The organism is Amycolatopsis melonis (assembly GCF_040064235.1).
In the GTDB taxonomy this organism is placed as follows: domain Bacteria; phylum Actinomycetota; class Actinomycetes; order Mycobacteriales; family Pseudonocardiaceae; genus Amycolatopsis; species Amycolatopsis melonis.
Map to the genome: position 1 here is coordinate 133,161 of NZ_JBDZYD010000012.1, position 12,444 is coordinate 145,604.

The 12,444-nt window shown below is 72.3% G+C and carries 12 protein-coding genes and 1 pseudogene; 10 read left to right on the plus strand and 3 right to left on the minus strand.

The annotated features are described in order from the left end of the window. Positions 1 to 116: 116 nt before the first annotated feature. On the plus strand, positions 117 to 1,139 hold the full coding sequence (locus tag ABJI51_RS30375) for a WD40/YVTN/BNR-like repeat-containing protein (protein WP_348954471.1): 1,023 nt from the start codon (positions 117 to 119) through the stop codon (positions 1,137 to 1,139). Here the strand turns inward: ABJI51_RS30375 and ABJI51_RS30380 are convergent. Continuing rightward, on the minus strand, positions 1,136 to 1,834 hold the full coding sequence (locus ABJI51_RS30380; protein ID WP_348954472.1) for an SDR family oxidoreductase: 699 nt from the start codon (positions 1,832 to 1,834) through the stop codon (positions 1,136 to 1,138). The genes ABJI51_RS30375 and ABJI51_RS30380 overlap by 4 nt on opposite strands. A gap of 216 nt (positions 1,835 to 2,050) precedes the next feature. After that, positions 2,051 to 2,964: pseudogene (locus ABJI51_RS30385) on the minus strand (NADP-dependent oxidoreductase). 108 nt (positions 2,965 to 3,072) lie between these two features. On the opposite strand from ABJI51_RS30385, the gene ABJI51_RS30390 reads away from it, so the two are divergent. The 7 genes from ABJI51_RS30390 (at position 3,073) to ABJI51_RS30420 (ending at position 7,973) form a co-directional block, all read left to right on the plus strand. Continuing rightward, a complete protein-coding gene (locus ABJI51_RS30390) occupies positions 3,073 to 3,504 on the plus strand; it encodes a winged helix-turn-helix transcriptional regulator (RefSeq protein ID WP_348954473.1) in 432 nt (143 codons plus the stop codon). Between the two features lie 10 nt (positions 3,505 to 3,514). Continuing rightward, positions 3,515 to 4,498, plus strand: a complete 984-nt coding sequence (locus ABJI51_RS30395) for a helix-turn-helix transcriptional regulator (protein WP_348954474.1) — start codon at positions 3,515 to 3,517, stop codon at positions 4,496 to 4,498. Continuing rightward, on the plus strand, positions 4,495 to 5,475 hold the full coding sequence (locus ABJI51_RS30400) for a helix-turn-helix transcriptional regulator (RefSeq protein ID WP_348954475.1): 981 nt from the start codon (positions 4,495 to 4,497) through the stop codon (positions 5,473 to 5,475). The genes ABJI51_RS30395 and ABJI51_RS30400 overlap by 4 nt, the downstream gene beginning before the upstream one ends. 10 nt (positions 5,476 to 5,485) lie before the next feature. Further along, entirely contained in the window at positions 5,486 to 5,698 is a 213-nt protein-coding gene (locus ABJI51_RS30405; RefSeq protein ID WP_348954476.1) for a bacteriophage holin, read from the plus strand. Between the two features lie 31 nt (positions 5,699 to 5,729). Next, positions 5,730 to 6,041, plus strand: a complete 312-nt coding sequence (tatA, locus tag ABJI51_RS30410) for a Sec-independent protein translocase subunit TatA (RefSeq protein ID WP_348954477.1) — start codon at positions 5,730 to 5,732, stop codon at positions 6,039 to 6,041. 79 nt (positions 6,042 to 6,120) lie between these two features. Beyond that, on the plus strand, positions 6,121 to 7,092 hold the full coding sequence (gene tatC / locus ABJI51_RS30415; RefSeq protein ID WP_348954478.1) for a twin-arginine translocase subunit TatC: 972 nt from the start codon (positions 6,121 to 6,123) through the stop codon (positions 7,090 to 7,092). Beyond that, positions 7,092 to 7,973: a diacylglycerol/lipid kinase family protein gene (locus ABJI51_RS30420; protein WP_348954479.1), complete on the plus strand. Its 882-nt coding sequence runs from the start codon at positions 7,092 to 7,094 to the stop codon at positions 7,971 to 7,973. The genes tatC and ABJI51_RS30420 overlap by 1 nt, the downstream gene beginning before the upstream one ends. Here the strand turns inward: ABJI51_RS30420 and ABJI51_RS30425 are convergent. Continuing rightward, positions 7,970 to 8,413: a hypothetical protein gene (locus ABJI51_RS30425; protein ID WP_348954480.1), complete on the minus strand. Its 444-nt coding sequence runs from the start codon at positions 8,411 to 8,413 to the stop codon at positions 7,970 to 7,972. The genes ABJI51_RS30420 and ABJI51_RS30425 overlap by 4 nt on opposite strands. Before the next feature lie 321 nt (positions 8,414 to 8,734). On the opposite strand from ABJI51_RS30425, the gene ABJI51_RS30430 reads away from it, so the two are divergent. After that, positions 8,735 to 11,503, plus strand: a complete 2,769-nt coding sequence (locus ABJI51_RS30430) for a DEAD/DEAH box helicase (RefSeq protein ID WP_348954481.1) — start codon at positions 8,735 to 8,737, stop codon at positions 11,501 to 11,503. Between the two features lie 151 nt (positions 11,504 to 11,654). Next, positions 11,655 to 12,419 carry a DUF4333 domain-containing protein gene (locus ABJI51_RS30435; RefSeq protein WP_348954482.1) on the plus strand — a complete coding sequence of 255 codons (765 nt, stop codon included), beginning with the start codon at positions 11,655 to 11,657 and terminating at the stop codon, positions 12,417 to 12,419. Positions 12,420 to 12,444 lie beyond the last annotated feature (25 nt).

Consider the following 12,444-nt stretch of genomic DNA (forward strand, 5'->3'; position numbering starts at 1 on the left):
GCCCCCGGGGCGGGGGCCGGGGGTGCGGGATTATATGGACACCCTCCTGTACCCCCCCCCCCCCCCCGGGCCGGGATGCGACGAAAGTCGGGCGGGGACTGCGGCAGGATCGGCTCATGCGTGTGGTGCTGCTCGTGCTCGCCCTGGTGTTGTCGGTTGCGGCGCCCGCGTCGGCGGGGGAGCGGCTGCCGACGTGGGAGCTGAAGCCCACCGGCGTCACCGCCCAGTTCCGCGGCCTGTCCGCGGTCAGCGCGCGCGTGGCGTGGGTCAGCGGCACGCAGGGCACCGTCCTGCGCACGGTCGACGGCGGGCCCACCTGGGCCTCGGTCGGGCCGCCGGGGACCGAGACGCTGCAGTTCCGCGACGTCGAGGCGTTCGACGCCGACCACGCCGTGATCCTCTCGATCGGGCCGGGCACCGACTCCCGCGTCTACCGGACCGACGACGGCGGCGCGCACTGGCGCCAGACGTTCCAGAACACCGACGCCGCCGCGTTCTACGACTGCCTTGCCTTCTTCGACCCGTGGCGCGGCCTGGCGATGAGCGACCCGGTCGACGGCCGGTTCCGCGTGCAGGCCACCTTCGACGGCGGCCGCAGCTGGCAGCCGGTGCCCGACAGCGGGTTCCCGCCCGCCCTGCCCGGCGAGGCCGGGTTCGCGGCCAGCGGGCAGTGCCTCACGACGTCGGGGCCGTTCGACGCGTGGATCGCCACCGGCGGCGGCGCGACGGCCCGCGTCCTGCACTCCGGCGACGGCGGCCGCCACTGGACGGCGTCGGACACGCTGTTGCCCAGCAGCCCGTCGGCGGGGGTGTTCGCGCTGGCGTTCCGGACCCCGTTCCAGGGCGTGGCGATCGGCGGCGACTTCGCGAACCCGGACGCGCCCGGCCCGGCGGTGGCGCTGACCCGCGACGGCGGCCGCACCTGGACGACGCCGGGGCAGTACCCGGCGGGCTACCGCTCGGGCCTGGCCTGGCACGGCGGAACGGTACTGGCGGTGGGGCCGGGCGGCAGCGACCTCAGCCGGGACGGCGGCCGCCTCTGGACCCGCTTCGACACGGGCAGCTTCGACAGCGTCGACTGCGCCCCGCCGGCGTGCTGGGCCAGCGGCCCGGGCGGCCGCGTCGCCCGGCTGCGCTAGAGGACCTGCCCGGTCGGGCGGATCATGATCTCGTTGACATCCACCGACGGCGGCTGCTGCAGGGCGTAGAGCACGGCGCGGGCGACGTCGTCCGGGGCGAGCTTGGGCTTCTGCCGCTGGGCGTCGGTGAGGATGTCGGTGTCGGTGATCCCGGGGTTGACCAGCGTGACACGCACTCCGGTGCCGACGGCCTCCTCCCGGATGCCGGCGGCCATCCCGGTCACGGCCCACTTCGTGGCGGAGTAGAGGCTCCCGTTGCGGACGTAGCGCCCGGCGACCGAGCCGGTGATGATCAGGTGCCCGGCGGTGTCTTTGAGGGCGGGCAGCGCGGCCCGTGCGGTGTAGGCGGCCCCGAGGACGTTGGTGCGGACCATGTCGGCCCACTGGGCGGGATCGTCGCCGTCGGCGCCGAAGAAGGCGGTCCCGACGCCGATCCCGGCGTTGGCGAAGGCGGCATCCAGGCGCCCGAACCGCTCGACGGTGGCCGCGACGGCGCCGGAGATGGCAGGCCAGTCCCCGACATCGGCACCGAGGGCAAGGGCCCGGTCTTCGCCTAGCTCGGCGGCCAGGGGCTGGGCGGCTTCGGCCGTCCGCGAGACGAGGGCGACCTTGAACCCGGAGGCGGCGGCCAGCCGCGCGGTCGCGGCGCCGAGGCCACGGGAGGCACCGGTGATGAGGAGAACGCGATCATCCATGCGCTCCAGGCTAGGGCGACGCCGACGGCGGCGGGGCGGGCTTGGCTGGGCGGAGCGCCCCAAGGTGGCCTTGGGTGCGTTGAACGCAGCCAAGGTGGCCTTCGGTGCATGAGGCGTGGCCGAGACGAGGCTGGGTCGAGCGCCCCAAGGTGGCCTTCGGTGCGTTGAACGCAACCAAGGCCACCTTCGGGCGCCCCAGCCGCCCGCATGGCCACTTCAGGGCGTCAGCACCACACGGCCCCGCAGTCCTCCCGCCGCCAGCCGTTCGTGCGCTGCCGCCGCCTCCGTCAGCGGCAGCACCTCCGCCACGCGCAGCGGGAGCGTCCCGTTCTCCACCAGCCCGGCCAGCTCCGCCAGCCGCGGGCCGTCCGCGCGGATCCACTCCGTACCCGGATCCCGCGCAGCGGAATCGGCGCCGCCCCCGCCGCGAACGCCACGAACTCGCCACCACCCCGGACCGCGTCGAGAGCGTCCAGTCCCAGCAACGCCGTGTCCAGTGCCGCGTCCACGCCGCCCGGGACCACCTCGCGGACCCGGTCGCCCAATGCGGGCCCGCGCGGGACGAACTCGTCCGCGCCGAACTCCCGGACCGCCGCCTCGTCGGCCTCCGACGCCACCGCCACCACCCGCAGCTTCCGGGCATGGGCCAGCGCCACCGCGTACCCGCCGACCGCGCCCGCCGCGCCGGTCACCAGCACTGTCCCGGTCGTCTCCACCAGGTCGAGTGCCTGGGCCGCGGTCAGCGCGTTGAGCGGCAGCGTCGCAGCCGAAACCAGGGGGACACCCGCCGGTGCCGGTGTCACCGCGGAGGCGTCCAGCACGATCTGGTCGGCGTACGCCCCGAGCGGCGTGGCGATCCGGTCGCGCAGGCCGATCACCGCCGTGCCCGCCTCGAAACCCTCGCCCGCCTCGACCGTGCCCGCGACGTCCCAGCCCAGGCCCAGTACCTCGCGGGGCGGGATCACCCCCGCTTCGGTCAGGATCCCGGCGCGGGTCGCGACGTCGACCGGGTTGACCGCGGCCGCCGCCACCCGGATCCGGACCTGGCCCGGCCCCGGCTCCGGCACGGGCACCTCCCGCAGCTCCATGACCTCCGGGCCACCGAACCGGCGGACCACCATCGCACGCATTGCACCCTCCTCGGCGCCACGGAAACCCTTCCCCGCGAACGTAAGGGGAGCTACTCTCCATCGGGAAGTACGCACCTGCAGGTGCCTACCGCACGAGGAGGTGAGCCGGTGCCCACGCGCACGGCCGAACAGCGGCGGCAAGCCGAAAAGGCCGCCTACGACGCCTATCTCGCCGCGTGCCCGACCCGGAAGCTGCTCGACGAGATCGCCGGGAAGTGGGTCAGCCTGATCCTGGTCGCGCTCGGTGACGGCCCGCAGCGCTACAGCGACCTTTCGCGGCGCATCGCCGGGGTCAGCCAGAAGATGCTCACCCAGACCCTGCGGGTACTGGAACGCGACGGACTGGTCCGCCGCGAGGTGACCCCGTCGGTGCCCGTCCGCGTCGACTATTCCCTTACGCCACTGGGGGAATCGCTGCGCGCACTGGTCGCCGGGTTCAAGGAGTGGGCCGAGGCCAACTTCGACGCCGTCGACGCCGCCCGCGCCGATTACGACGCGCGCACCCCGGACCTCACGATCGGGCCGGACGGCGCGGGCTAGGCTCTACCGGGTGTCCACCGCACGCGCCGAACGGCTGGTCAATCTGGTGCTGGCCCTCCTGTCCACCCGGCAGTACCTCACTGCCGAGCGGATCCGCGGCATCGTGCCCGGCTACGCCGACGCGGCCAGCGACGAAGCGTTCTTCCGGACCTTCGAGCGGGACAAGACCGAGCTGCGCGAGCTGGGCATCCCGCTGGAAACCGGCCGCAACTCCGCCTTCGACGCCATCGAGGGCTACCGCATCGCCCGCCGCGACTACGAACTCGGCGAGATCGACCTCGCCCCCGACGAAGCCGCCGCCGTCGCGCTGGCCGCCCGGCTGTGGGACTCCCCGGAGCTGACCGGGCAGGCCCACGGCGCGCTCGTGAAGCTGCGTGCCGCCGGCCTGGAGGTCGACGACCAGGCACCCACGGTCGTGGAGCCGCGCGTACGCGCCGAGCCGGCGTTCGGGCCGCTGCTGGCCGCGGTCCAGAACGGCCAGGCCGTGCGCTTCGAATACCGCCGCAGCGGCTCGCCGGAACGCCGGATGCGGACGCTCGAGCCGTGGGGCGTGGTGTCGTGGCGGGCCCGCTGGTACGTCGTCGGGCACGACCGCGACCGCGGCGCCACCCGCTGCTTCCGGCTCTCCCGCGTCACCGGCCAGGTCCGCACCGTCGGCAAGCCCGGCGAGGTGCGCCGCCCCGAGGGCGTCAACCTGCTCAAGCTCGTCACGGCCACCGGCGACAGCGAGCCGGCCCCGGTCACCCAGGCCCGCGTCTGGGTCGCCGACGGCCGTGCGGCGGGCGTGCGCCGCCGCGGCACCGTGGTCGGCCGGTACACCGTCGACGGCGAAGAAGGCGACCTCGTCGAGATCGGCCTGCTCTACCCGGAGTCGGCCGCCGACTGGATCGCCGCGCACGGCCCGGACGTCCTGGTGCTCGAACCCGACGTGCTCGCCAAGAGCGTCCAGGACCGGCTCGAAGCCGTCGTCGCACGGCAGGGGAGTGCCCGGTGAGCGCCTCGACCGACCGGATGCCGCGGCTGCTGGCGCTGGTGCCCTACCTGCTCGCGCGCCCGGGCATCCGCGTCGACGAGGCGGCGCAGGACTTCGACGTCACGCCCAAGCAGCTGCGCAAGGACCTCGAGCTGCTGTGGATGTGCGGGCTGCCCGGTTACGGGCCCGGCGACCTGATCGACCTGTCCTTCGAGGGCGACACGATCGTCGTCACCCACGACGCGGGGATGAGCCGCCCGCTGCGGCTCACCGGCGGCGAGGCGACCGCCCTGCTGGTGGCGCTGCGCGCACTGGCCGAGACGCCGGGCGTGGTCGACGCGGACGCCGTCCGCCGCTCGATCGCCAAGATCGAGGCCGCCGCCGGGCAGGCCCAGCCGGCAGGCGTGGTCGTCGGCGGGGGAGTGCGCGAGGGCAAGAAGACCGCACGGACCCGCGAAGAGGTCGCCCGTGCCCTGCAGGCCGGGCGGGCACTGCGCCTCCGCTACTACACCGCGTCGAAGGACCAGATCACCGAGCGCACGGTCGACCCGATGCGGCTGCTGATCGTCCAGGCGGTCGGCTACCTCGAAGCCTGGTGCCGCCGCGCCGAGGGCGTCCGGCTGTTCCGCCTCGACCGGATCGACGAGCTGACCGTGCTCGACGAGCCGTCGCGGCCACCCGCGCACGCCCACCCGACCGACATTTCCGACGGTGTCTTCCGGGAACGTCCCGATCAGCGGGAAGCGGTGCTCGTCCTCGACCCGGACGCACGCTGGGTAGCCGAGTACTACCCCTGCGAGGAGCTCGACGAGCTCGACGGCGGCCGCCTGCGGATCCGGATGCGCTACGCCGACCAGTCGTGGATGGTGCGCCTGGTGCTGGGGCTGGGCGGGGAAGCGCTGGTGGAGAGCCCGGCCGACCTCGCGTCCGACGTCGGTCGCCGGGCCGCCGACGCCGTGGCCCGAGCCCGTCACCTTCCGTCAACCTGCCACCACTAGGCTGGGGCGCGTGCCGTACCTGCCCACCATCGTGCTCGCCGCGATCGGCCTGCTGCTGCTCGCCGTCCTGCTGGTCCGGACCGTGAAGGTCTTGCGTGCCTTCCGGCAGACCGCAAGCATGGTGGCTACGAACACCCAAGACCGGACGGGGATGATCCGTGCCCGTTCCGCCGCGCTGCGCGTCGCCTTCGCGGAGCGCCGCCGGAAGCCCGAAAACCAGTAACATCCCTACCAGACGCAGATAGGAGGCCACCATGCTGAACGGATTGCAGCCGTGGCATTTGATCATCCTGGTGCTCGTCGTCGTGCTGCTGTTCGGGGCCAAGAGGCTTCCCGACGCGGCCCGGTCCATCGGCAAGTCCATGAAGATCTTCAAGGCCGAGACCAAGGACCTCACCGGCGACAAGCCCGCGGCGCACGAAGACGCCGAGCCCGCCGAGACCAAGCAGATCCCGGCCAAGCCCGCCACGACGTCGACCGACCAGCAGGTCGCCGAACTGCAGCGTCAGCTCGACGAGCTGAAGAAGCAGCAGGCCGCCGACCAGCCGCAGAAGAACGCGAGCTGATCGGCCGGCGACCCACCCCGGTCCCCTGGTCCGCCGGAGCGGTGCGCTCCGGCGGACTCCGACGAGAACGGAACAACCCGTGGCGGAACCCGCCTCCGGAAACGGTGAAAGCCGCCGGTCGAAGCGGCGCAAGCGCAGCCGTCGCGCCAACCCCGACGGCACGATGACGCTCATCGAGCACATCTACGAGTTCCGCCGCCGTCTCGGCTTCGCGCTGCTCGCCGTCGTCATCGGCGGCATCTTCGGGTTCATCTGGTTCAGCACGAAGCTGGGGCCGATCCCGTCGCTCGGCGAGATCATGAAGGCCCCGTACTGTGCCATCCCGGCCGAGCGGCGGCTCAACGGCGCGATGGGCTGCCAGCTGATCCAGACCCAGCCGTTCGAAGCGTTCATGATCGAGCTGAAGGTCGGCGTCGCCGCGGGTGCGGTGCTGCTGTCCCCGGCGTGGCTCTACCAGTTCTGGGCGTTCATCGCCCCCGGTCTGTACTCGAAGGAACGCAAGTACGCGCTGACCTTCGTCGGGTTCGCCTCGGTGCTCTTCGCCATCGGTGCTGTGCTCGCCTACATGCTGTTCCCGCACGCACTACAGCTGCTCATGGGCTTCGGCCAGGGCGAGTTCATCACCGCGCTGTCCGCGGACAAGTACATCTCGTTCATGCTGTCGTTGCTGGTCATCTTCGGGATCAGCTTCGAGCTGCCACTGCTGGTGGTCATGCTCAACCGCGTCGGCGTCGTCAAGTACGTCCAGCTGAAGAAGTGGCGCCGCGGCATCGTGTTCGCGCTCTTCGTCTTCGCCGCCTTCGCCACCCCCGGCTCCGACCCGTTCTCGATGCTCGGCCTGGCCGGCGCGCTCACGGTGCTGTTCGAGATCGCCGTCCAGATGGCGCGCTTCCACGACCGCAAGCTCGACAAGGTCCGCGAGGACGAGGGCTGGGACAAGCTCGCCGACGACGAAGCCGCGCCGTTCAACTACACGCCGAGCACCATCGACGACGAGCCGTCCACCCCGACCGCGTCCGGCGGCCGGTCGAGCACCGACGACGTCACGTAGTGGGCCTGCACGCCGCGCTCGCCGTCCACCCGGCGTCGGGCCACGGCGCGGCCGCCCGGATCGCCGGCACCGTCGCCGAGCGGCTGCGCACGGCGGTCGACCGGCTCGACGTGCTGGTCGCGAACTCCGTCGAGGAGTCCCGCGCCCTGATGCGCAGCTCGCACGCCGCGGGCCTCGACGTCCTGATCGTGCTCGGCGGCGACGGCGCCGCCCACCAGGGCGTCCAGTTCTGCGCGAACCACGGCGTCGCGCTCGGGCTCGTCCCGGCGGGCACGGGCAACGACTTCGCCCGCGCCCTCGGCGTCCCGGGCGAGCCGCTCCCGGCGGTCGACGCGCTGGTGGCGTCCCTGCGATCGGGTGCCCGGCGGCGGCTGGACCTCGGCCGGGTGGGGGACACCTGGTTCGCGACGGTGCTGTGCGCGGGCTTCGACGCGAGCGTCAACGAACGCGCCAACCGGATGCGCTGGCCGTCCGGGCCACGCCGCTACGACCTGGCGATCCTCGCGGAACTGGCGGCGTTCCGGTCCCGCCCGGTGGTCGTCGACACGGGAACCGGCCGTCTCGAACTCGACGCGACCCTGGTGGCGATCGGCAACACCCGCTTCTACGGCGGCGGCGTCCCGATCTGCCCGACCGCCGACCCCGAGGACGGCGTCTTCGACGTGACGATCATCGGCCACGCCACCCGCCGCGGCCTCATCCGCATGCTGCCCGGCCTGCGCACCGGCAAGCACCTGACCCACCCGGCGGTCCGCACCTTCCGCGCCAGCTCGGTCACGGTGACGGGCAACTCCTGGCCCGCGTACGCCGACGGCGAGCCGCAGGGGAGTGTCCCGGTCACGGCCACCTGCGTCCCGGGCGCACTGACGGTCCTGGCCTAGCGGTCGTAACCCCCGGCCCGCGCCACCAGCTGCCGGAAGTGCTCCGGCGTCAGCAGCCGCCCGCCGTCGGCGAAGTACACGCCGCCGCAGCGGTGACAGAACCAGCCCTGCTCCCACACCTGCTGCGCCGCCGGCACCCCACGCTGCTGCCGCCGATACGCCCGCAACCGCCGCACGTACAGCCACGCCAGCACGCCGACCGCGCCGTACACGCACACCGCCGGCAGCGAGAACACCGCGATCCCCAGCACCTTCGACCCCGCGCCACCCGGCGGCGGATCACCGGACACCCAGAACGGCAACACCAGGAAACAACTCCCGACGAGAGCCAGCCCGATCACCGCCGCCAGCAGCCCGCCACCGCGCCGCGGGGGAGGGAAGGGGTCCAGCGCCCGCGCCACCGCCGACACTGAAACCCCGCTGACCTGCGCATTCGCCACCACCACACCGTCACCGGACGGCACCGCCACCGCCGGGCCGTGCCCACGGAAGAACGAATGACCCCCGTGATACACCGCCGGCACCCGCTGCACCTGATCCAGCAACCCGCACCCGGGACACGGCTCCGTCATGCCCGCTCCGACGCCCGCCACACCCCACCGGTTCCCGCCACTGCAAAGTGTATAACGACCTATACGGCGGGCCGATTTTCATAATCAACGCCGTGGTCGCGACCCGCAAAAAGACAGCAGAGAGCGAGGACAGCGCGCCATCGGTCACGCGGCGTGCAAACTGTCGGGGGTATGTGGAACCCTGACGAGGTGGCCAATAGCCCTTCTTCGTCCCCGGCCGAGGCCTATGCGGCCTCCGCGTACCGCGGCAAGTACCCCCAGCTGACCCGCTTCGCCGGCGAGGCGTCCTTCGAGTTCGACGATTTCCAGATCCGCGGGTGCGAAGCCCTCGAGGACGGCCACGGCGTGCTCGTGTGCGCGCCCACCGGGGCGGGCAAGACGGTCGTCGGCGAGTTCGCCGTGCACCTCGCGCTGGCCGAGGGTCGCAAGTGCTTCTACACGACGCCGATCAAGGCGTTGTCGAACCAGAAGTTCGGCGACCTGGTGGCCCGGTACGGCGCCGACGCGGTGGGCCTGCTGACCGGGGACACGTCGATCAACGGGAACGCCCAGGTGGTCGTGATGACGACCGAGGTGCTGCGGAACATGCTCTATGCGGGTTCCTCGACGATCACCGATCTCGGGTACGTGGTGATGGACGAGGTGCACTACCTCGCCGACCGGTTCCGGGGCGCGGTGTGGGAGGAGGTGATCCTGCACCTGCCCGAGCACGTCCGGGTGGTGGGGTTGTCGGCCACGGTGAGCAACGCCGAGGAGTTCGGCGAGTGGCTGGTCGAGGTGCGCGGGGACACGACGGTCGTGGTCGACGAGCACCGGCCGGTGCCGTTGTGGCAGCACATGCTGGTGGGGAACCGGCTGCTGGACCTGTTCGCGGGTGAGGACACCCATCTGCCGGGTGCGGAGCTGCGGATCAACCCGACGTTGCTGCGCCGCACCGAGGAGGTGGGCAGGCTGCATGCGCCGGCGGGGTTCCGGGGGCCGCGGGGGCGGCGGAGTGCGCCGCCGCGGATGCCGCGGTACCGGCCGCCGTCGCGGGTGGACGTGGTGGAGCAGCTGGACCGGGCGGGGTTGCTGCCGGCGATCGTGTTCATCTTTTCGCGGGCGGGGTGTGATGCCGCGGTCGGTCAGTGTGTGCGGGCGGGGTTGCGGCTGAACGGGCCGGGTGAGGTCGAGGAGATCCGCCGGGTGATCGAGGAGCGGACCGCGGATCTGCCCGAGGGTGATCTGGGTGTGCTGGGTTACTGGGAGTGGCGGGAGGCGCTGGAGCGGGGGATCGCGGGGCATCACGCGGGGTTGCTGCCGGCGTTCAAGGAGACCGTGGAGGAGTTGTTCGTCCGGGGTCTGGTGAAGGTCGTGTTCGCGACGGAGACGCTGGCGCTGGGGATCAACATGCCGGCGCGGACGGTCGTGCTGGAACGGCTGGTGAAGTACAACGGCGAGGCGCATGTCGATCTGACGCCGGGGGAGTACACGCAGCTGACCGGGCGGGCGGGGCGGCGCGGGATCGACGTCGAGGGTCATGCGGTGGTGGCGTGGCAGCCGGGGGTGGATCCGAAGCAGGTGGCGGGGCTGGCGTCGACGCGGACGTATCCGCTGCGGTCGTCGTTCCGGCCGGGGTACAACATGGCGGTCAACCTGGTGGCGCAGGTGGGGGCGGCGGAGGCGCGTGAGCTGCTGGAGCAGTCGTTCGCGCAGTTCCAGGCGGACCGGTCGGTGGTGGGGACGGCGCGGCGGATCGAGCGGAACAAGGAGGCCCTGAAGGGGTATGCGGCCGCGGTGACCGGGGACTTCGACGAGATGCTGGAGTACGTCGAGCTGCGGGCGAAGATTTCGGCGCGGGAGAAGGCGTTGTCGCGGCAGAACACGGCGGCGCGGCGGGCGGGGACGGCGGAGTCGCTGGAGAAGCTGCGCAAGGGTGACGTGATCGCGGTGCCGGCGGGGCGGCGGGCGGGGCTGGCGGTGGTGGTGGATCCGGGGCTGGATCCGATCCGGGAGCCGCGGCCGGTGGTGGTGACCGAGGATCGGTGGTCGGGGCCGTTGTCGGTGGCGGATTTTCCGGCGCCGGCGGAGGTGCTGGGGCGGATCAAGCTGCCGCGGCACATCGAGCTGCGGTCGCCGAAGACGCGGCGGGACATTGCGTCGAGTTTGCGGAATGCGGGGATTTCGCTGCCGGGGCGGCAGAAGCGGCGGTCGGGGGCGAACGAGGACGGGGAGCTGGCGGCGTTGCGGCGGGCGTTGCGGGCGCATCCGTGTCACGGGCTGGCCGAGCGTGAGGCGAATCTGCGGTGGGTGGAGCGGTATCAGCGGCTGGCGGCGGAGACGCAGCAGCTGGAGCGGAAGGTGGCGGCGACGACGCATTCGCTGGCGCGGGCGTTCGACCGGATTCTGGCGTTGCTGGGTGAGCGGGGTTATCTGGGCCGGGGTGAGGGTGCGGAGCGGATCACCGAGCACGGGAAGCGGCTGACGCGGTTGTACAGCGAGTCGGATCTGCTGGCGGCGGAGTGCATCCGGCACGGGGTGTGGCGGAAGCTGGGTCCGGCGGAGCTGGCGGCGGTGGTGTCGACGTTGGTGTTCGAGGCTCGGCGGGACACGGCGGGTGAGCCGCGGTTGCCGGGTGGGGCGGTGCCGGAGGCGTGGCAGGAGACGGCGCGGTTGTGGGTGGAGCTGACCGAGGACGAGCGGCGGCATCGGCTGGATCGGACGCGGGAGCCGGATGCGGGGTTTGCGTGGCCGGTGTACCGGTGGGCGCGGGGTGAGTCGCTGGAGAAGGTGCTGACGGCGGCGGAGGCGAACGGGCAGGAGTTGTCGGCGGGTGATTTCGTGCGGTGGTCGCGGCAGGTGATCGATCTGCTGGACCAGATCCGGGATGTGCTGGGCAAGGGTGATCCGGTGGGTGCGGCGGCGGCGGAGGCGGTGAAGGCGCTGCGTCGTGGTGTGGTGGCTGCGGGGGCGGCGTGAACTTCGTGTCAGCCCTGCTCCGGACGGCCGAAGGGGTGAGCGTGGACACGTGTGCTCGGGTGCGACCTGTGGTTGGATCGCGGGCGACACCGTGCGTGCGCGGCGGTTCCGGGGTGGACGTCGAGATGAGCGAAGCAGGCGGAGGCAGACGATGAGCACGCCGTATGGCGGCAACGACCCACAGCAGCCCCAGTACGGGCAGCAGCCGGGCGGCGCGTACCCGCCGAGCGGTCCGCACGAGCAGCCGCAGTGGGGTCAGCAGCCGCCTTCGTATGACCCGAACCAGCAGCAGTGGGGTCAGCCGCAGCAACCGCAGCAGCCTCAGCAGTGGGGGCAGCAGCCGGGTGGGTACAGCCCGGCGCAGCAGCCGCAGTGGGGTCAGCAGCCGCCGCCGTATGGGCAGCAGCCGGGTGGCGGGTATCCGCAGAGCGGGCCGCAGGCGCAGCCGCAGTACGGGCAGCAGCCGGGTGGGGCGTATCCGCAGAGTGGGCCGCAGCAGCAGCAGCAGTACGGTCAGCAGCAGCCGGGTCAGTACGACTACGGGCAGCAGCAGTTCCCGGGGCAGGGGGCGCCGGAGGGTGAGAAGCCTTCGGGGTCGAAGAAGGGCCTGCTGATCGGGGTCGTGGCGCTGGTGGTGGTGCTGGCGGTCGTGGGCATCCTCGGGTTCGTGGCGCCGGGGTTCTTCAAGACGCAGGTGTTCAACAACACGCAGATGCAGACCGATGTGCAGAAGCTGCTGACAGACACGTACAAGATCGACGGTGTGACGGCGGTGACGTGCCCGGCGGACCAGAAGGTCGAGGACGGGGCGAAGTTCGAGTGCACGGCGACGATCGCGGGCAAGCCGCAGAAGGTGCCGATCACGGTGAAGGGTGACGGCGGGAACTACGAGGTGTCTCCGCCGGTTTCGCAGTAGTCGTGGCGGGAGTCCGGTCGCCGGT

What these genes read in the sequence shown, in the direction of transcription:
- tatA (WP_348954477.1), top strand. Translation starts at nt 5,730, where the DNA reads ATGCTGAACGGATTGCAGCCGTGGCATTTGATCATCCTGGTGCTCGTC.
- ABJI51_RS30375 (WP_348954471.1), top strand. Translation starts at nt 117, where the DNA reads ATGCGTGTGGTGCTGCTCGTGCTCGCCCTGGTGTTGTCGGTTGCGGCG.
- ABJI51_RS30435 (WP_348954482.1), top strand. Translation starts at nt 11,655, where the DNA reads ATGAGCACGCCGTATGGCGGCAACGACCCACAGCAGCCCCAGTACGGG.
- ABJI51_RS30380 (WP_348954472.1), bottom strand. Translation starts at nt 1,834, where the DNA reads ATGGATGATCGCGTTCTCCTCATCACCGGTGCCTCCCGTGGCCTCGGC.